Below are 19,861 nucleotides of genomic sequence, written 5' to 3'. Positions count from 1 at the left end.
CAGTTTCGGGCTGCCGGGCGGCCCTGTCGTCAGCACCGGGCGCACAGTCGTGCGCACACAGCGCACAATTGACAGATCTCGCTATCCTGGACGACGGTCGGGGGGAAGCGGGGAGCCATGCTCACTGTGTTCGACAGTGCCACGATCACCGCACGGGACCGCCTGGATGCCTGGCGGGAGATCACTGCCGCCTCGCTGGCACCGACGGCTGTCGACAGCCCGGACCCTGAGGCGTTCACCGCCCGCCTTCGTGCCATGCCGCTCGGAGCTGCGCAGGTCACCTCCCTGGCCTACACGTCTTTGACGGCGCGGAGATCACCGAAGGAGATCCGCAGATCCGACCCGGAGTACTACCAGATCGCTCTCATCCGGGCCGGACGGCAGGGCATCGAGCAGAACGACGCCAGTGTCGTGCTCCGCCGCGGCGACCTCGTGCTCTACGACAGCTCCCGGCCGTTCGAGGCGATCGTCAGCGGGACGTCCCTGGCGGAGACGGTGCACCTGCAGTTCCCCAGGCGGATGCTTCCGCTGCCCGTTCACCAGGTGGCAGGCCTCTGCGCCGTTTCGCTACCCGGAACCGAAGGTGTCGGCCGCATCCTCGCCGCTTTCCTCACTTCACTGGCCGACGGTCACACCTGCTGCACCGAACGCGATGCTCTGCGCCTGGAGACCATCGCGGTGGACCTGACCACCGCCGTGCTCGCGCACCACCTGGAGCGGGAGAACCCGCCGCTGTGCTCCCCCACGCACACCCTCTACCTGCGCATCATCGCCTTCATCGAGGACAACCTGCACCACCCGCAGTTGCGGCCGGCCACGATCGCCGCCGCCCACCGGATCTCCCCGCGCTATCTGCACCGCATCTTCCAGCAGCACCATCCCGTCAGCGTCGCCGCCCACATCCGCACCCGCCGTCTGGACCGGGCCCGCCGCGACCTGGCCGATCACCGCCTCGTCCACCTCACCATCGCCACCATCGCCCGCCGCTGGGGCTTCTCCCGCCCCGCCGACTTCAGCCGCGCCTTCCATCGCCACACCGGCACCCCACCCCGCGACTACCGCAACAACTCTTTGACCCGAGGGCCAGTCGGCGGCGAGCCGTCGGCACCGCGGGAGGAAGACCCTCGTCTTTCCTACGCGAACAGGCCGACTTCGAGGTGAAGCGCGGCGACCGGCAACTGCGGATCGGGATATGTCGTCTCACGGCCCGGCTTTGGGCGGTGACCGGCTGACGCTCCGAGTGGCGGTCGCCGCATAGCTGCAGGCCGGGGTCGACACGGCCGTGATCGCGCTTTGGCTGGACCATGCGGACCCGCGTTCGACCAGCATCTACCTGCACAGGTCAGGTCCTGTGGCCGACTATTGGCACCCCACAGGATGACACGAACCCCAGGCCCCGCTGGTAGCCGAGCTGACAGTGCCGTCTCGGTCATCCTGCTGGCCTGCCCGTCCGGCGAGGACATGTCTTCTTGTCTAGCGGCGCTTGCCGGGATCGGTCGCGTCTTCCGCCCAACACGACCCCGAACGCAACACCCACCGCACACAGTGCCATTGGACCTCCGAGACCGTGACCACGGTCCTGCACAACCCCCGCTACACCGGCTGGCAGGTCTGGAACCGGCAGACCGTCGACCACGACCACCACTCCCCCGCCGACCAACGCCGCCACCGCATGACGAAGCGCATACCCGCCCACCGATGGGTGTTGTCCCAGCAGCGCGCTCACACCGCCCTGGTCAGCGAACACTGACCAGGGCTCGTACTCGGCGCACCGGCCACCGGTCCACGCCGACTTCTACCGGGAACTGTTCGGATGGAGCGAGGTGTCCAAACGCCGATGTGGGCGCGGATCCGCGCGGAGAACTCCGAAGGCCCTGGGCCGGGCTTCCAGCTGGAGAAGGACCACGTCCCGCCCGCCTGGCCTTCCCGGCTCGGAGAGCACCACATGCAAGCCCACCGCGACATCGAGGGCGACGACCACGAATGCGAGACGGAGAGCCGTGGCACCGGGCGCCACCCTCGAGGAAAATCAGCCTCAGCCAGACGGTGTGCGGGTTCTCTGGGATCCGCACGGCAACTTCTTCTGCCTCTTCCTCTCCGGCTACTGACGCGGCTCTGCGCGAATGGGTCGAAGTCCCTGCAGCTGACGAGGCGGAGTGGTCGGCTCGTTGCTGCCCGATCATGTTCATCACCGTCCGACGTCCGCAGAAGTCGCGGTCGTGCCACGCAGTCGGGATGTCACCGGCCGGAGTGGTGTTCGTGGGCATCCCGGCACCCTGTCGACCGCCGCCTAACGGAACACGAGCGCTCCACGGTGTTACGTGCCCTACTGCGACATCAGGGTGTGACGGCGGTGAAGGAGCAGTCGTTGTGGAACAGGGCTGTGTTGGTGGTCAGGTCGGCCCACAGTTCGAAGTCGCGGTGCCTGATGTAGCGGCCCGGAAAGTTGTACGACTCGTATGCGACCGATCCGGCGACCGCCCCCGGTCGGGCGATGAACGTGGCGTCCTGGGCGAACGCGCCCGAGCCGACCGGGTCCAGGCGCAGCCGGAAGGCGTAGTGCCGCAGGTATCGGCCGTCGGGGGCGCGGAATGAGTACGCGTTCGGGTCGGCGAGGCCCGGCACGACGGTGAACGCCGTCCCGGTGGTCGCGAGGTTGCCGCCGGCGTTCCAGTACCGGTCGGGGAAGTTGACCGACCGCAGCAGCCGGGCGCCCGACGGCACGGTCACTCCGCCCGCCACGTTCTCGCGGACCACGGTCAGGTGCTTCACCGTGCCGCTGAGCCCGGGCAGCAACACCGGGGTGGTCCACGTGCGGAAGGTGTCACGGCTGTCGGTGAACCAGAACCGCCGGTTGCGGAAGTCCTCGAAGTACATCCGCCAGCCGCCGTTGTCCAGCGGCACCAGGCAGGGGCCTTCGCCGTCGTAGGTCACGAAGTTGCCCGTCTTCCAGATCGTGTACGGGCCGTCGAGGCTGGGAGCCGTGGCGAAATCGATCGACTTGGTGGACGTGCTCTTGCAGAACGCGTGGTAGGTCGAGCCGACCTTGACGACGTACGTGTCGATGTAGGCACTGGGGATGCCGGTCAGCGCTACCGGCGCGCTCCACGAGGTCAACGCCGCGTTGGTGGCGGTGATCCTGGAGGCCTGGAAGGCGCCGGTCGGCGTGCCGTCGTAGTGCAGCGACAGGATGATGTTGACCCTGCCGTCGCTGTCGACGAACCACTCCGGCGCCCAGCTGTTGCCGACGCCGGCGCCGGCGATCGTGATGTTGCCCAGGAACGTCCAGTTGATCCGGTCCGCGCTCGACGCCAGACCGATCTGGTTGCCCGTCCACCCCGCGGTGTAGGTCATGTAGTACCGGCCGTCGGTGTGTCGCATGATGCTCGGGTCGCGGGACAACCCGGTCGGCGGCTTGAAGGCCGGACCCTTCAGCAGGCTGAACGCCGTCGCGTCGACCGAGTCGTACACGTGCACGGTGTTCTCCGACGCGTAGGTGAACGCCGTCATCGTGTACCGGGCCGTTGTGCCCGTGGGTGGAACCGCGGCCAGCGCCGGGGCTGCCACGCCCGACAACACGGGGACCGCCAGACCGGCGAGGCTGGCTTTGAACAGGGTACGACGCTCGATCCGAGACATGGGAATCTCCTGGGAGAAGTGAGTTGATCGACCGTGAAACGGTGGTCGGCCGAAGGGCCGCGGCGAGGACGCGCGCGAGCACGAACCCCATTAGCGCCGCCGCCGGATGGCAGCGGCGGCGCTAATGGTGAACGGAACGTCCGTCCCCGGGTCAGTAGCCGATGTGGAACGTGGCGTCGGCGCGACCGGCCGCGGTCGTGATCTCGTCGATGCGCAGCACGAAGCCCCAGTGCCGCAGGTACCGGGTCGGGTAGTTGACCGAGCGGAACGACGACCAGGAGGCGTCCGCGAGGCCGGCGACCTGGGTGAACGTGGCGTCGGCGGCGAAACCGGATGTCCCGTCGTTCTGCATGAGCTTGACCTCGAAACCCTGGTGCCGCAGGAAGTAGCCGGGCCTGTTGACCGACTCGAACGACACCGCGTTCGCGTCGGACAGACCGGGCCTCAGCCGCCACTGCGAGTCCTGGTACGGCTCGAACGGCTGCTCGTCGATGCGGCCGACCAAGTTCGCGTGCCGGACGAAGTGGCCCGGGAAGTTGAGCGACTTGACCCGGTTCCAGCTCGTGCCGCCGTAGCGGGCGAGCAGGCGGTCGCGGTCGGCCGCGGTGATCGTGTGGACGGTGTTGTGCTTGCCGTTCAACGGCGCGGTGTAGGACTGGCGGCCGACCTTGGTCCACGTCGCCGCAGCGAGGTCGCCCTCCCACAGGTCGAACTTCGCGTTGGGGCAGTAGGTGTCGGCCCACAGCCACCACTTGTTCGCGGTCAGCGACTTGACCAGCGTCGGTGCCTCGGTGCACCGGTTGTCGCCGATCGCGCCGCTGTAGCGGGTGAAGCTGCCTGGCTGGAGCGACGTCGAGCGGGCGCCGATGATCCCGGTCGTCGCGTTGTTCCGGTAGTACAGGTAGTTCATCCCGTTCACGCCGGTGATCACGTGGGAGTCGATGACGCCGGCCGATCCGCCGTCGAAGAACACGACCGGCGCGGTCGCGGTGACGAAATCGGTGGTGTAGGAGACGGAGATCACCGCGTACGAGCCGCCTGGGGGGATGGTGGAGAACGTGATGCCGTAGGCGTTGCGCGAGGGGTCCCAGTGGAGCGCGGGTGCCCAGCTGAAGGAGGTGGTGTTGGTCGAGTTGACGTTGAGCAGCCGGTCGGCCGACCAGTTCACCAGGTCCGGCGAGGTCCAGACGTGGATGTTCTGGTTGGGCCTGGTGAACGAGCCACCCACCGGGATGTCGGTCGCCAGCACGACCCACGTGCCGTCGTTGAGCCGGGTGATGAACGGGTCGCGGATGCCCTTGGTGCCGGCGGTCGGGGTGAGGATGGCGTTGTTGTCGTTGAGAGAGGTCCACTCCAGACCGTCGTTGCTGACGGCGAGGTGGACGGCGTTGACGTTGCCCGAGCCGTTCAGGGATTCCTTGAAGTACCCCATCACGTAGGCGGCGTCGGCCGTCTGGGCCTGTGCGGGAGCGCCGCCGATGCCGACGGCGAGCGCTGCCGTGGCTAGCCAGCAGAGGGCCGGCCGGGCGAGCCGTACCATGATCGTTTCCTTTCGCGATCCGTGCCGCTGTGTGCGCATCAGGCGAAGTCCCATTGCTGGACGGCCAGGCCGTTGCAGGTCCACTGCCGGACCTCGGCGCCGGGCTGGGTGCCCCAGTTGTAGTTGTCCAGGCACAGCCCGCTGTGCTTGTTGACCAGCGTGGTGCGACCGTTGGTGGTGGTCAGCCGCCACTGCTGGACGGCGAGGCCGTTGCACGTCCACTGCTGCACCGGCGAACCCGCCGTGGTGGCGGAGTCCTTGTTGTCCAGGCACAGACCGCTGTAACCGTTGAAGATCTCGTAGTAGCCGTTGCCGACCGGGGTGAGGTACCAGTCCTGGACCGACGCGGTGTTGCAGGTCCACTGCCGGACCTCGGAGCCGGCCTTGAGGCCGAAGTTGTAGTTGTCCAGGCACAGGGCGCTGTGCCGGTTCTTGATGTGCACCCGCGCCACCGGGCCGCCGGTCTCACCCGAGGGGCCCTGGAGCACGGTGGAGGTGGAGACCGGGGTGCCCAGGTTCGGCGTGCCGTCGGCGTTCCACGAGATCTTCTGGACACGGGTGGTGCGGGTCGTGCCGCACTGCTGTGACGCCGAGTCGTTGGCGTGGTAGGCGATCCACGTCTCTGTGCCGTCGGGCGAGGTGAAGAACGAGTGGTGGCCGGGGCCGAACACGCCGTTGGCGTCGTTGCGCTGGAAGATCGGGTCCTGGGACTTCTTCCACGAGTTCGCGGCCAGCGGGTCGCCGCCGGTGTACTCCAGCATGCCCAGCTTGTAGTTGGGGCCCCAGCACGCGCTGGCCGAGTAGGTCAGGAACGTGCGGCCGTTGCGCTGCAACGCGAACGAGCCCTCGTTGACGTTGCCGTCCTGGCGCTCCCAGGCCAGCGTGGGCGCGGAGATGCGGGTGCCGAACGCGGAGACCGACCACGGCGTGTCCATCGGCGCGATGAACAGCGACTGGAGGCCGTCCGAGCCGAACGCGGAGAAGTGGAAGTAGTTGGCGCCGTTGAGCTTGAGCACCGCGCCGTCGATAGCCCAGCCGCCGTTGGGCATCAGGTTGAGGATGCCGCGGTAGGTGTAGGGCCCCAGCGGGTCACTGCCCGCGCTCTCCAACACGTGCGTGCGGCGCTCGCCGAACCCCGCCTTCGGCTGCACCGAGTAGTAGATGTACCAGCGGTTGCCGATCTGCTCCAGGTGCGGCGCCCACATCGTGCAGCAGCCGTCGTTCTGGGTCGCCGTGAAGACCTTCTGCTCCGGGGCGCTGCGCAGGGCGGCGATCGTGGTCGACTTGCGCATCACGATGTCGGAGGTCCACGTCGTCGCAACGTAGTAGTACGCGCCGTTGTAGGTGACCAGCGTGGGGTCCGCGCTGTTCGGCACGGGCACGACGGGGTTGACGAACGACGGGCCGGCCGCCGCGACCGCCACGTTCTGGCTGATCAGGACCGATGACAACGCCACGAGCAAGGCCGCGACGAGCGACAGCAGGCGTCGAGGGGAGGGACTGGAGGGGGCTGGACTGGGCGGCGAAGGCAGCATGACCACTCCGGGGGTTTCCGCAGGGTTCGGCTCGTGCGGGCGCGCACGGCCGCGTTGCACGACACAGGGACCGGCTCCACGATCGGGTGGGCTCGGAGCGTCACTCCAGGATGAACGTGGAGTCGGCGCGGGCGACGGCGTCGGTCGCGGTGGTCAGGTTGACGGTGGTGCCGTTGTGGCGCAGGTAGCGGCCGGGGAAGTTCTGCGCCTCGAACGACACCGCCGAGCTGTCGGCCAGGCCCGCGCGCTGGAAGAAGCTGGCGTCGGCCTTGAACAGGGCCGTGCCGTCGTCGCGCTGCACCCAGAACTCGTAGTTGCGGTGCCGCAGGTAGTAGCCCGGGAAGTTGGTCGACTCCAGCGACACCGTGCCGGAGCCGTTGAGGCCGGTCACGATCCGGAACTGCGAGTCCGCCAACGGGTTGACGTCGGCCTCGACCCTGGCCCGGTACTCCCAGTGCCGCACGAACCGGTCCGGGAAGTTGTAGGACTTGAGCCGCACCGGGGTGACGCCGTCGGCGACCGGGATGCCGAAGTTCGGCGTGCCGTCGGCGTTCCAGTAGACCTTCTGCACGCGCGTGCGGCGGTCGGGGTTGAGAAGCGGGTCACCGACGATGTCGCGGTAGCTGCGGTCGTGGTAGACGAGGATGTCGCTCTGCCCGTCCTCGGACACCGTGAACGAGTTGTGACCGGGGCCGTACTGGCTCGTCGCGGAGTTGCTGGCGAACACCGGCGTCTGGCTCTTGGTCCACGACGAGGGGTTGAGCAGGTCGGCCGTCGACGACGCGGAGAGCATGCCGAGGCAGTAGTTCGCGTCGGTGGCGCTGGCGGAGTAGGTCAGGAAGATCCGGCCGTCGCGCTGGATCACCGCCGGTCCCTCGTTGACCCTGTTCCGGCGGGTCTCCCACACCAGCGTCGGCGAGGACAGCTTCGTCACCGTCCCGGTGATCGTCCACGGGTCGGCGCCCATCCGGGCGAGGTAGATGCTGGAGTCGCCGCCGGGCTCGGCCTGCGCCCAGCTGAGGTACCGGACGCCGTTGGCCACGAAGGTGGTCTCGTCGAGCGAGAACGTGTCCCACGGCGTGACGATCCGCCCGCGCTCCACCCAGGCTCCGGTGAGCGGGTTGGGGTCGGCGGTCTCCAGCACGTACATCCGGATGCGCCACTTGTCGTCGGACCGCCCGGCGGTGAAGTAGACGTACCACTTGCCGTTGATGAAGTGGATCTCCGGCGCCCAGATGTGCGCGCCCATCTCACCGGTGGCGTGCTTGCGCCAGATCACGGTCTCCGGCGCGCTCGCCAGGCCCTGGATCGTGGTCGCGCGGCGCAGCACGATCCGGTCGTACTCCGGCACGGTCGCGGTGAAGTAGTAGAAGCCGTCGGTGTGCTTGAAGATGTGCGGGTCCGCCCGCTGCTCCGCCAATGGATTCGTGAACCGCACGGCGGGCGACGCGTGCGCCGCGGGCACTACCACCACCAGGCCTGCGAACGCGGTCGCGACCGCCAACGCGACCACAGCCAGTCTCCGGACAAACCGCCTCGGAACAGCAGCGCTCATCGGTCCACTCCATCGTGGGGTCGAGGTGACGCGGGGTGTGAACGCTAACAGCACCCTCCTTGCAGCTCAAGGCCTACTTTCCAGAAAGTGCCCTTTTCTGGCAGCCGCGCACCCGCCGATCGGCCGTATAAGACAGTTGCATTAGTAAACAGACCAGATGATGCCCAGTGCAGCGCGGTTCACATCCGTGATCCAACCGGGCTGGGCGTCCTAGATCCCATCCAACGACGACGTTGTTAGCGATAACAGGGAGTGAGGTCCCAACTCTCGCGGCTCGCGCAAGCGTGTCCAGCGCCTTCGCGGACCAGGACGCCAACCACAGGCGGAGTTGGAGCGCTCCCCGCAGCTGCTGAATCCGTTCACCGAACTCGCATCCGGTCGTTGAGGGCCGCGACCTGGGAGGTGGCTCTTCCTCATCGGGATCCGCAGGGCGGCTGATCCGCGTGCAGGAGGCGGCGCTGTCGATCTCGTTCAGTCGCGCCGGTCTGGCTTGACGTAGCTCCGCACCGCCGACCGCAGGGCGCTGGAGTGCGCGGTCGCACACCGCATACGCGGCGGGCAGGGCCTCGTCCGGACGTCCGGCGCGCATCGCGACCCCGGCGTGTTCGAGGTGCCCGGTCGCCGCTGGATCACCAGGTACACCAGCGCGAGCCTGCCCTGCCGTCCCGGGAACTCGGAGCCGCGTACCAGCACCGTTCCGGCCCGGATGGCCATCAGGCCCAGCAGTCGCAGGTGGACCCGCATGCCCGCCTCCAACATGACGCCAACGTCGCGCCAACGGCCCTTCGTAGTGTCCCCCTCGCGGGCGAAGGAGGCAGTCATGAGTCTGATCATCAATTCGAGTGCGGATACGTGGTGCGCGGCGAGACCGAGGATGAGTTGGTGGCGGACGCGCAGAAGCACGCACGGGACGTGCACGGCATGGCATGGCATGGAGATGACCCGCGAACAGGCGCTGTCGCTGGCAACGGTCGTGGAGGTCTGAGGTTTCACCCGTTCGGGCACCTCTCCGGCAGAGGTCGCGGGGCGCCGCACTTCTCACCGAGCCTGAACAAACCAACCGTCGGTAGTTCAGCGCGCCGTGGTGGTCTGGACGGACGACCCAATCTCGGTGCGCCGCCGGTCGGCGATGGCGAACGGTCTCGTGATCGACGGCACCACCTAGGGGTGCGCCGGGGAACACCTCCACTCGTCCGAGTGCGCACTGTCCCTCGAAGCGTTGACGCCCATTGCCCGGATGCCGTCCACTGTGCCCTAATCGGCATCGTGCGTCCGCGCTTCGTGACACGGAACTGGATCATTCCGGTGGAGCCGCCATGATGATCTGGCTGGACCCGTCACCACCCGACACATCCCGGCCGACGGAGCGATCCCGGCGACGGTCGCGGCCGGCCGCGCACACGGGCAGAAGGTGACGACCGTGCACGCGACTCGGCCACATACGGAAACGTCGCGCTCCGATCCGCGTGGTGTTCGTGTGCGGCCACGGCGGCGCGCCCTGCGCATCGGGATCGTCCTCGGCCGAACGGGTCGACTGGCACCGCTGGGCGAGCCGTTGGCCTACATCGTGGAGCGCTTCCGCGCGCTCGATCCACACGTCGGCGCCCGCACGGTCGAGCTGGTCACCGCAGACCACGGGTCCACCGCGGCCGGTGCCCGATCGGCGGTGTGCCACCTGGCACGGCAGCAGGCCGCCATCGTCGTCTGCCTGGGTGGCACCACCGTGTTGCCCGTCATCGCCCGCGCGGCGGTCGAGTTGGGCCTGCCGTGCGTGTCAACAGCCCTGCCCTGGCAGGTCTACCGCGCCGCCGTCCAGCACGGCGGCTGGGCGTACCACTTCTGCTGGGGTCTGGACGACATCGCGCGCACCTTCACCGACCTGTGGTCCCGCGTGCCCGGCACGGACCCCGTCGGTCTGCTGTGGAACGACGGCCCGCAGGGCACCGCACTGCGCACGCGTGACATGGGCTTCCTGCCCCCGGCGTCACGCGCCCGCCGGCTTGTCGACCCTGGCGGCTACCGCGAACCCGTCGACGATCTCACCCAGGCGGTGCGCGGCTTCGGCGAGGCCGGTGTCCGGATAGTCAGCAGCGCGGCCACCACCGCCGACCTCGTCCGCTTCCGTGAGCAGTCCGGCGCGCTGGGTCTGCGGCTGGTCACCTGTTCCCGTTGGCTGGCCTACCCCTTCGGCGTCGACCACCCCGCCCTGGACCGGGTCGCCACCGTGGTCGCGTGGTCACCACGACACCGCTGGGCGTCCGGTGTGGACGGGACCACCGCCGCCCGGCTCGCAACGGACTACCAGCGCCACACCGGACGCGCCTGGCTCCCCCTGCTGGGCCTGGCACACGCGCTGCTGGAGGTCGCGGTGCACGCGCTGCGCACGGCGGCCGACCCGCAGGACCGCTCAGCCGTCGGGCAGGCGCTGTGCGACGCCGCTGTCGACACCATCGCGGGCAGGCTCGACTGGTCTCGCGGCCCGGCACCGGGCATCGCCACCCTGGCGCTGGCCGGAGGCCAGTGGCACAACGCCGGCGGACGACCACGGCTGCGCATCGTGGCGAACGACCGGGCGGCCGCCGTGGACCTCGACGGCGAACTGAGGATCAGTCGGTGAGCGTGATGGTGAACTTGTAGGAGACTGGCTTCGTCGGGTCCCCGGCTTGTTTGACCGTGCTGGCCTCGCCACGGGCGTCGCGGTACGCGCCCGTGCCGCCGACGACCGCCATCGGCCCGTCCTTGAACGTAGTGACCTCCTGCACCGTGTAGACACGCAGGCTGGACAGGTGGATCTCGCCGTCGGCCAGACGAAACGCCGAGGTGCAGTGCGCGGTCAACTCCGGCAGCGCGACCTTGGCGATCAGGCAACTGGAATAACCCTCGCCCACCTTGGTGCCGGCGGGGTCGAGCAGGTCGCCGCCTGCCACGAACGGTGCGCCGACGGCAGGTGTGGACGGCAGGCTCAGCACCCCGCGCTGGGCGATCAACTCGACCGTCCGGGCCGGTGCCGACTCCCGGTGCGCCGTCCGTTCCGCGGGACCGGCGCCGGCCGTGGCCGCGGGCAGCACGGCCACGACGGCAACGAGGACGCCGAACCGGAGCCAGGGACGTGCGAACGTCATGGACATAGTCACTCCTCGATCTCTCACGCGTGCTGTCACGGTGGTGTCTGTCCCATCTGGACCAGAGCGATGCGGAACGCCTCCGGGGACACCGCCACGGTGCCCTGGAACGGGTGGTCCATGAGGTGGGTGAAGTACAGGGACGCGGCCACGAGCGAGGCCAGTACGCCGATCATCAACGCGTGCGGCAGGAAGGTGGGGGTGCCGAAGAACAAGGCGAAGCCGATGACCAGGATGCCGCCGACGATGAGCCCGACCCAGAAGAACCGGGGCACCGAGGGGGTCGCCTCGTTCAACCGCTCCCTGCGCATGGTGTTGACGGTGTTGACCCGTTCGATCATGGCCGAGTACAGGCCTTGCTGACGCGGTGTCTCGACCTCGATCGTCACGATCGCCCGGCGCATCCTCTTGGCCACTTCGTCCACGGCGGGACTCGCTCGGCCTTCCCGCAGCAACGGCCACTCCTCCACGATCACCGCCCGCGCGTAGTCGACGGTGATCGATTGGAGGGCGGCCTTGTCCTCATCCGAGAACGCGGTGGAGGCGAAGTAGAGACCGGGCAACGCACTGGCCTCGGCGTAGGTGTTCTTCTTGGCCGCCTCCATGTCCTCCCACACGGCGACCACGACGAAAGCGACCAGGATCGCGTAGAAGGCGCCCACCGCCGCGAAGAAGTTCCCGGAGACGTCGTGGTACCGGGCCCGCGCCTCACGGGAGATCAAACGGTCCACCAACCCGGCCGCCAGGACGCTCGTGACGACGACGCCACCCACGACCAGGACACTGCTCCACAGCATGCGCGTCTCCCTGGTGCTCAGCTCCTTCCCGACGCTACGGCGGCCGACGTCGTGCAAGGCAGGAGCAGTACCGGTACTACGCTCGGACGGAACGGTAATTCACCCTTTCGTGCACATGGCGGGCCACTCGTTGCCGCACGAACGGGCGAAGGTCAACCACCCGCCTGCACGCGGGGTTCGCACGCCCGCGGCATTCCCCGGCGACGTCGACCGGTAGGACGCGAGCTTGGGGCGTGCGCGCCCACCCTTCGCTGTCCGGCCAGGAAGGCGGCTCCACGTCCCGCACGCGCTCGGCGCCCACATGGTCCTTGGACTACCCAGCAGGCCCGCAACCTGCTGATGGACCTACCGGTCCTAACAAAATGATCATCGTGGTGGCAATGAGCCTGTCCGATGTGGATCATGTTCGGTCGTGAGGAAGGGTGAGTCGCCGCCGTGGATCGTCCCGGACGATCTGTGGGAGCGGATCGAGCCGTTGTTGCCGGTGGTGCCGCGCAGAACCCGCAACGCCGGTCGGAAGCGGGTGCCGGACCGGTTGTGCCTGCAGGGCATCCTGTTCGTGCTGCACACCGGGATCCAGTGGGAGTTCCTGCCGCAGGAGCTTGTGGGGTTTCAGAACTCTGCACTGAGGCGCTGAGCTGCGGTGATCGCGCACCACGTGCTGCAGGAGCATGATCGTGAGGCGTGGTGCTACGACTGCTGTACCTGATCTTCGTCCGGCTCGTCGGCTGGTTGGTTCTGCTCGGCCGATCATCGGCGGCCAAGGACGTGGAGTTGCTCGTGCTGCGGCACGAAGTCGCCGTGCTGCGCCGAACCAACCCTCGCCCACGGTTGGACTGGGCCGATCGCGCGATGCTCGCCGCGCTGGTCCGACGCCTACCCAGCTGGTTACGGGAACACCGATTAGTGACACCGGGAACCCTCCTGCGATGGCACCGATGTCTGGTCGCGAAGAAGTGGACCCACCCGAAGCGCACCGGGCGTCCACCGGTCGACGACGCCGTCGTAGCGTTGATCGAGCGGATGGCCCGGGAGAACGCCGCGTGGGGCTACCGCCGGATCCAAGGTGAGCTGCTCAAGCTCGGCCACCGGGTAGCCGCGTCGACCGTGCGCCGCGTGCTCAAGCGCCTGCGGATACCGCCCGCGCCCCAGCGTGACACCGACACCTCCTGGCGACGGTTCCTCCGCGCCCAGGCCTCGAGCATCCTGGCCTGCGACTTCTTCCACGTCGACTGCGCCCTGACGCTCAAACGGGTCTACATCTTCTTCGTAATCGAGGTCGCCACCCGCTACATCCACATCCTCGGCACCACCACCCACCCCGACGGGGCATGGACCACCCAACAAGCCCGCAACCTACTGATGAACCTCGGCGACCAGGCAGACGACTTCCGATTCCTCATCCGAGACCGGGCCGGCCAGTTCACCACCTCGTTCGACGCGGTCTTCTCCGGCGCAGGCGTCCAAGTCGTGAAGATCCCACCACAGTGCCCACGAGCCAACGCCCACGCCGAACGATTCGTCGGCACCGTCAGACGCGAAGTCACCGACCGACTGCTCATCATCAACGAAAACCACCTGCGGGTCGTGCTGGGCCGCTACGCGGCCCACTACAACCACCGCCGACCCCACCGGGCACTGCAACTCACACCACCACGATCGGACCGGCCGAGCGCAGAGCCGGGCCGCACCTCGATACGCCTCCGACCAGTCCTCGGCGGCCTGATCAACGAGTACGAACCCAGAGCAGCCTAACCGCAGGTCAGACAATGTGGCCGACTTCTGGCACCCCACAGCGTCCGATCGCGTCGGTTCAGGTCACCATGCGACCATATCGGCAGGTCAGGGCGCGTCCAGGACGCTCGGCGCATAGTGGAAGCGGTTCACCCCAACGGGTGGCGTTTGGCGTCGATTGGCGGGATTCACCCGTTCGAGGCGACCCCATTTGGCGCTGGTCAAAAATCGGGAGCGACCCGCTCCTGATTTCGCTCCTAAACACCGTTCACCAAGATCGCAAAGTTACGTGACCAAATGAAGATCGACACCAGCGCACGAAAAAGCCCGCTGACCTGGGCAAACATCCAGATCGAGCGGACTTCTTCAGACCGTCGGGACGACAGGATTTGAACCTGCGACCCCTTGACCCCCAGGGTGGACCGAATCATGACGTGACCTGCGAAAACGTCGAATCAGCAGGTCATCACGGCGCAGTTGGATGCACTTGAGCGCAGCTCGATCCTGTTGCCACACCTTGACTTCTCCCAATTTCCTCCCATCTTCCTCCCACTGCGGGCCCGTGTCGACCGCTGCGGGCGTCGAACGCCTGTGCGCAAATCAAGTGACCAATATCCCCGCAGACAGCAGCACAGCCGTAGCCGCCACAGCCCGCCAGCGATACGACTTGATCGGCAGAAACGGAACTACGGCGTTGAATCCGCAGTTCAGAGCTACTACGCCGCCTTTCGGCACCCCACAAGTACCCGAGGTGAGTGAACTGACAGGTCGTCCGCACCGCCGCTTCCGGCTCCCCGTCCGATGGCAATCAGGGAGCCGGACGATCACGACATCAGGATCGGAGGGCCTGAACGGCGGCGAAGCGGTTCTTGACGTTGTCGGTGAGTCGCTTCAAGCCCAGCAGCTCCAACACGGCACGCTGCAACGCCTCCTCGCCCTTACTCTCGTCCCGCTCGGCGACGTGGTCGAGCAACGCCGCCAGCTCGCTCGGGGGCACCTCCTCGAAAGACCTCGATCCCACATGGCGCATCCGCACCTCCGGCTGGCCGGGCAACCGGTACGTACGTGGCCTGACGCCGCTCTCGCCGAGCGGGTTGTCCTCAAGAAGTCGCCCTTCACGCACCGCTTGGGCGATCGCCTTGTTCAACTCGCCCGCGACCAGTTTCGTGACCCTGATGGAGCCCGAGGTTCGGACATAAGCGGTGTGCAGCCGGCTGCCCAGCACGGGCCCTTCGGCTTCGACAAGACGCACAAGGCCGTCGAGCAGGTCTCGTCGTGATGCCTCGGCTACCTGGACCACAGTCCCCGTAAACGTCTCGTACGCAGCAAGCACGGAATCCACGGTAGGTGGCGCCTGTTCCTCGACGACTGCAGGTGGCAACTCGCCCTCGTGCTCCACTACTACCGGCACGAACGGCTCTGGGATGTCTGCGGTCACCACCGGCTCCGGCACCACCACGGGCTCGACCGCGACCGGTGTGCGCACGACCTGTTCCGGAACCACCGGCTCGGTGACGACCGGTTCGGGCACCACCGGTTCAGGCAAGATCGTCACCGACGTGTGCTCTACGGCCGCCACCGATGGACGCGGCACCACGGCCGACGGGTCGTCGCCGTCCGACATCCACCCCGAGGGATGGATGCCCAGCTCCTGCAATGCGTCCCACAGTCGGGACATGACCGTCGGCCGGTCCGCGTAGAACTCCGACTCGCGAATGCGGAAGAACCGCCAGCCGCACCGCTCCAGGTCGCGCTGCCGAGCCATGTCGCGCTCGTACGCGTCGGGCCCGTGCCACGCGTCACCGTCGCACTCGACCGCCAGCCTGGCCTTCGCACCCACGACCACCAGGTCGATCCGGTAGCCCTCGGCCGGGAACTGCGGCACGACGCTGTACCCGCGGTCGATGAGCCGGTTGAACACCCGCTGCTCGAAAAGCGAGTCGAACGGCTCCACCTTCCGGTCCTCGGGCACAGTCGTGCGCTTGGCGTCGTCCACGCCGTCCACGCGCCCGGACAACGCGTAGCAGTAGTCCAGCAACTGGAACCGCATGTCCTCGGGGTTGCCGAGGTCGGACAGGCGCAGGGAGTGGAACACCCACATCTGGTCCTTGGCGCGGGACGCGGCGACGTTGAAGCGCTGGACGTACAGGTCCTGGGTCAGCGAACCGATCCGCTTGCCGGGCTCAGGGGCCTTGACCATGGACAGGAACATCACGTTGCGCTCGGAGCCCTGGAAGTCCGCTGAGTCGCCGCACCGCAGGTCACGCGCCTTCCACTCCTCCGGCGGGATGCGCTCCAGCAGGCGCTTCTCGATCCTCTTGGCTTGGGCGCGGCCGAGCAGCGACACGACGCCGAACGTTAGGCCGTCGTAGCGCGGGTCGGCGATGCACTTCTCGATCTGGTCGACGATGGCGTCCGCCTCGACCGGGTTGACCTTGTCGGTCACGCCGCGCTCGTAGCCGTCGTCCAGGAACACCGGCTTGATCGGTTCCAGGCGGTCCGCGCCGTACTGGCGCACGGGCACCAGCCGGATGCCGTCGGGCTCGTAGGCGATCCGGTTCGAGAAGCCGATGATCTCCGGCACGCAGCGCCGGTGCTCGACGAGTGTGGTCATGCCCTCGAAGCGCATCTTCGCCTCGTCGAACAGGCTGCGCTTGGGGTCCTGCCACGACGCGCGGTACGGGTCGTCCCACAGGTACTGCTCGGCGAGGTCGCGCAGCTGCTGCTGGTCGGTGCCCACGGCCGTGGGCGAGACCTGCTTGTCGTCGCCGATGACCACGATCTTGGGTGCGAGGTACTGGAGGAACGTCGCCTCCAGTCCCGCCTGGGACGCCTCGTCGACGATCACGACGTCGAACATGTCCGGCTGGACGCGGAACTGCTCGGCGATCCGGTAGACGGGCATGATCCACACCGGCACGGCCGGGCGGCAGCGGTCCATGGCCGCCTTGATGTCGGCCCGGCGCTGGTTCGCGTAGACGCCGGTGCCCTTGCCGAGCAGCTTGACCAGCTGGGCGTACTGGAGCAGGTCGGCACGAGCCTTGCCGGACAGTCGCTCCGGCGACACGGCGTGCCCCCACGCCCGTTCGGCCGCCAACCGCTCGACCCGGCCGCGCACCTGCTCCTCGACGTGCAGCACCTCCGTCTGGAGGGCGTTGACGTCCTCGTCGCCGCGCTCGAGCACCCATGCCCGTGCCACGGCCCACGCCCACGCGGCGTCCCAGTCGGCCAACTTCTCCACCCAGGCGGGGTCGCGCGGGTCCGCGGACACGGCCTCGTGCACGCCGGGCAGCAACCGGGTCAGCGTCGCCGCGATCTCGTCCCGACGACGCGCCAGCCTGACGACCTCGGTCAGGCGCACCAGCCTGTGGTGCGCGACCGCGTACGACTCGTGGTCGCGCTCCTCGGCAGCCTGCGTCAGGTGCTTCACGCACGGCGCGGCGTCCGCCCACTGCGCCACCTCGGCAATGGTCCGCACGACCTCCAGCAGCGGCACGGTCGCGGCGGTGCGCGCGTCGGACGCGGCGGCAACGTCGACGAGCCGGGCGTAGGTCTGGACGGCGTCGAGGTCGGTCCAGTTCGGGCGCGGTAGACCAAGCCCCGCCAAGCCGCGCTCTTCCCCTTCGAGGGCCTCTCCCAATGCCAGCACGCGGCGCAGCTGCTCCCGCTCGGTCACGTGCCACTGGAGCCGTTCACTCAGCGTGTCCTCGGCGGGGATGTGCACTGAGTCGGGCCACGCCCGGTCCAGCGCGTCCAACGTCCTGGTGGCGTCGGCCCACATGAGGAACACGTCGAGCCGGTCGGCGCTGGTGGGTGGGACGCCGTTGACCCTCACCGCCTGGAACAGGGGTTGGGCCTGCTTCACGGCCTTCGGCGCGAACGCCCCCGTCTTGGGTGAGCCGTCCGGGTTGGTCTTGAGCCTGCCGCCGTCGCCGACGTGCGCGCGGAGCGCCCCGGCCAACGCGACGAGCGCGCCCATGTCGGCGGGGCCGACGCCCACCTCGGTGAGCGGACCGAGGCGATCGACGAGAGGACCGACGCGCCCGATGAGCTGGGCGATCTGGTTCCCGCGCGACCGCCAGTGGTTCGCTCGGCCAGCGAGCACGTCAGACAGTGCGTCGTTCATCCACTGCTCGCGCCGCCGAGACAGATCCTCGGCCTCCCGTGCGAATCCGTTGAGCCGCTGCCGCAGCACTGTCCGCGTGGACTGGTCCAAGCGGCGGACGGCGTCGAACGCGGTGTGCTGCGTCAGACTGCCGTGCCCTTCCTCGGCCGAAATGGCCTGCCGTTCCGCTGTCACGAGCGCGAAGAACACCTCGGGGGTGGGAACGTCGGCGAGGAGCAGCAGCCTGAGTTTCGACTCGGGCTCGTCGGCGATCAAGGTGTCGTCTACGACACTCCGGTGCCACTCGACGATGTCGCTCGCGGCGACCGGGGACGGGCCGACACCGGTCACGGTGGTCAGGTCGGTCACCCAACCGAACCGCTCCCGCTCTGCTTCCACACGTTGCGCGAGGGCTGCGAGCGTGCCCCGGTAGTCGCTGACCTCGTGCTCGGCCACCTCTTCGCCTCGTGCGTCGAGCAGGCGCCGGTACAGTCCTGCCCGACGCAGGCGGAGTCCCTCGATCGCCGCGACGTGGTCCTCGATGGCCCGACGCGCGGCCTCGGCGTCGTACTCACTGGCCACGTGGCTGATCCGCTCCACGGCGACCTTGAGATCGGCCAGGTCCGAACGCGAGGACCCGACGACCGAGACGGCCAGCGGTGCGATGGACGCCGGCAGCTTCGCCCGCACCTCCTTCAGTACGCGGTCGGTGTGCGCGGTGACGAGCACCCGCTTGCCCTGCGCGAGGAGGTGCGACAGCAGGGCGGCGACCGTGTGGGTCTTGCCCGTCCCAGGCGGGCCTTGGACGAGGGTCTGGGCCTTCGCGTCGACCTGCGTGAGGACGCGCAGCTGGCGGTCGTTGACCGGCAGCGGCAAGAAGGGGTCCGCATCGAGTTCGACCAGAGCGCCGGGCTCGGGCGAGCGCTCCGCCGCGGGCCGGTGGTCCGGGTCGACGAGCGGGAGCAGCCCGTCCGGGACGACACCGGACTGGCCAAGCTGCACGGCGACCGAGTCGAGGATGTCGACGATTCCCTGCCGCGAACGCCTGCGCAGGATGACGGCCGGGGCGAACGCCGCCACGGCGTTCGTACCGGGCTTCTGCGGGTCGTCCTCGTCGAGGTAGGCGGCATCGCCGTCGAGGGCGTGCACCAGACGGCGCAGTACTCCGCCCACGGCGTCGCGGTGCAGGACGGCGGCGGTGACCTCGCGGGCCTCGTTCCTGATCTGCACGACGTGCGAGGGGTTGGCCACGCGACCGGGGTCGAGCATGTCCAACTCGATGTTCAGACCGTCCGCGACCTCGGCCTGCTGAAGGACCAGCCGCCCGGTGGCGTCGTCGAAGTGGATCACTGCAGGCACGCTGGCGAGGTGCCGCCGGACGACGTAGTGGCCGGACGGCGACCACGACAGGCAGCCGGTCCCGACGACGAGTTCGAGCTCCTCGGCGTGCCCGGCCGCGGTGACGTAGGCGGAGAACAGGTCGTTGTAGACATTCCGTGCCGGTCGATCGCTCCGCTCGCGCTCCGCCCACTCCGACCAGCGGGCCTCCCACTCGACGTGGGCGTCGCGGACCTCGGGCACGTCGTCCAGCGGGGTGCGCTGCTCGCCCTCGCCAATCGACTCGCGCAGGCGCGGCGGGGCGCTCGGGTCGTCCCACTCCCCGTCCAGCCAGGCTCGCAGTTCCGCCTCCGGCTCGGGCGGCTCCTTGTGCGAGACCCGCTCGACCGTGAGCAGGGCGGCACCGGGTTCAGGCGCGTCCTCGCGGTGCGCGGACTGGATGGCGGGGTGGTCGGGCAACTGCCCGAACCACAGCACCGAGTCGTAGCTGTCGGTG

General features: G+C 68.4%; 13 protein-coding genes and 2 pseudogenes. 7 read left to right on the top strand and 8 right to left on the bottom strand.

The window, feature by feature from the left end:
• Positions 1 to 117 precede the first annotated feature (117 nt).
• From ACYVLT_RS12600 to ACYVLT_RS12590, 3 genes and pseudogenes are all read left to right on the top strand, one after another.
• Positions 118 to 1,161 carry an AraC-like ligand-binding domain-containing protein gene (locus ACYVLT_RS12600; protein ID WP_461120321.1) on the top strand — a complete coding sequence of 348 codons (1,044 nt, stop codon included), beginning with the start codon at positions 118 to 120 and terminating at the stop codon, positions 1,159 to 1,161.
• Positions 1,162 to 1,483: 322 nt separating this feature from the next.
• On the top strand, positions 1,484 to 1,750 hold the full coding sequence (locus ACYVLT_RS12595; protein ID WP_461120320.1) for a recombinase family protein: 267 nt from the start codon (positions 1,484 to 1,486) through the stop codon (positions 1,748 to 1,750).
• A 31-nt stretch (positions 1,751 to 1,781) separates the two neighbouring features.
• A pseudogene (locus ACYVLT_RS12590) lies at positions 1,782 to 2,108 on the top strand (VOC family protein); the annotation flags it as partial.
• A 229-nt stretch (positions 2,109 to 2,337) separates the two neighbouring features.
• Here ACYVLT_RS12590 and ACYVLT_RS12585 read toward each other — a convergent pair.
• The 5 genes from ACYVLT_RS12585 to ACYVLT_RS12565 all read right to left on the bottom strand — a co-directional run bounded on the left by ACYVLT_RS12585 (position 2,338) and on the right by ACYVLT_RS12565 (position 9,091).
• Positions 2,338 to 3,639 carry a glycoside hydrolase family 43 protein gene (locus ACYVLT_RS12585; protein WP_461120319.1) on the bottom strand — a complete coding sequence of 434 codons (1,302 nt, stop codon included), beginning with the start codon at positions 3,637 to 3,639 and terminating at the stop codon, positions 2,338 to 2,340.
• Positions 3,640 to 3,790: 151 nt separating this feature from the next.
• Positions 3,791 to 5,179 carry a glycoside hydrolase family 43 protein gene (locus ACYVLT_RS12580; RefSeq protein WP_461120318.1) on the bottom strand — a complete coding sequence of 463 codons (1,389 nt, stop codon included), beginning with the start codon at positions 5,177 to 5,179 and terminating at the stop codon, positions 3,791 to 3,793.
• 38 nt (positions 5,180 to 5,217) lie between these two features.
• Complete coding sequence (locus ACYVLT_RS12575; RefSeq protein ID WP_461120317.1) at positions 5,218 to 6,630, bottom strand: family 43 glycosylhydrolase; 1,413 nt, start codon at positions 6,628 to 6,630, stop codon at positions 5,218 to 5,220.
• Between the two features lie 184 nt (positions 6,631 to 6,814).
• Positions 6,815 to 8,227 carry a family 43 glycosylhydrolase gene (locus tag ACYVLT_RS12570; RefSeq protein WP_461120316.1) on the bottom strand — a complete coding sequence of 471 codons (1,413 nt, stop codon included), beginning with the start codon at positions 8,225 to 8,227 and terminating at the stop codon, positions 6,815 to 6,817.
• Between the two features lie 513 nt (positions 8,228 to 8,740).
• Positions 8,741 to 9,091 (bottom strand): hypothetical protein, encoded by a 351-nt coding sequence (locus tag ACYVLT_RS12565; RefSeq protein ID WP_461120383.1) that lies wholly within the window; start codon positions 9,089 to 9,091, stop codon positions 8,741 to 8,743.
• On the opposite strand from ACYVLT_RS12565, the gene ACYVLT_RS12560 reads away from it, so the two are divergent.
• Both ACYVLT_RS12560 and ACYVLT_RS12555 read left to right on the top strand, forming a co-directional pair.
• Positions 9,002 to 9,589, top strand: a complete 588-nt coding sequence (locus ACYVLT_RS12560) for a DUF1059 domain-containing protein (RefSeq protein ID WP_461120315.1) — start codon at positions 9,002 to 9,004, stop codon at positions 9,587 to 9,589. The genes ACYVLT_RS12565 and ACYVLT_RS12560 overlap by 90 nt on opposite strands.
• 157 nt (positions 9,590 to 9,746) lie before the next feature.
• Positions 9,747 to 10,886 (top strand): ABC transporter substrate-binding protein, encoded by a 1,140-nt coding sequence (locus tag ACYVLT_RS12555; RefSeq protein WP_461120314.1) that lies wholly within the window; start codon positions 9,747 to 9,749, stop codon positions 10,884 to 10,886.
• On the opposite strand, the gene ACYVLT_RS12550 is transcribed toward ACYVLT_RS12555, so the two are convergent.
• A complete protein-coding gene (locus tag ACYVLT_RS12550; RefSeq protein ID WP_461120313.1) occupies positions 10,876 to 11,391 on the bottom strand; it encodes a dirigent protein in 516 nt (171 codons plus the stop codon). The two genes, ACYVLT_RS12555 and ACYVLT_RS12550, sit on opposite strands and share 11 nt — an antisense overlap.
• Before the next feature lie 35 nt (positions 11,392 to 11,426).
• Positions 11,427 to 12,188 (bottom strand): bestrophin-like domain, encoded by a 762-nt coding sequence (locus tag ACYVLT_RS12545; RefSeq protein WP_461120312.1) that lies wholly within the window; start codon positions 12,186 to 12,188, stop codon positions 11,427 to 11,429.
• 439 nt (positions 12,189 to 12,627) lie between these two features.
• Here ACYVLT_RS12545 and ACYVLT_RS12540 point away from each other — a divergent pair.
• Positions 12,628 to 12,792: pseudogene (locus ACYVLT_RS12540) on the top strand (transposase); the annotation flags it as partial.
• Positions 12,793 to 12,872: 80 nt separating this feature from the next.
• Positions 12,873 to 13,943 (top strand): integrase core domain-containing protein, encoded by a 1,071-nt coding sequence (locus tag ACYVLT_RS12535; protein ID WP_461120311.1) that lies wholly within the window; start codon positions 12,873 to 12,875, stop codon positions 13,941 to 13,943.
• Between the two features lie 811 nt (positions 13,944 to 14,754).
• Here ACYVLT_RS12535 and ACYVLT_RS12530 read toward each other — a convergent pair.
• Positions 14,755 to 19,842, bottom strand: a complete 5,088-nt coding sequence (locus ACYVLT_RS12530) for an AAA domain-containing protein (RefSeq protein ID WP_461120310.1) — start codon at positions 19,840 to 19,842, stop codon at positions 14,755 to 14,757.
• Between the last annotated feature and the right edge of the window lie 19 nt (positions 19,843 to 19,861).

It is taken from the genome of Saccharothrix stipae (genome assembly GCF_054781895.1).
The sequence above is the reverse complement of the archived record's forward strand: the minus strand, read 5'-3'. Positions and strand labels throughout refer to the sequence as shown.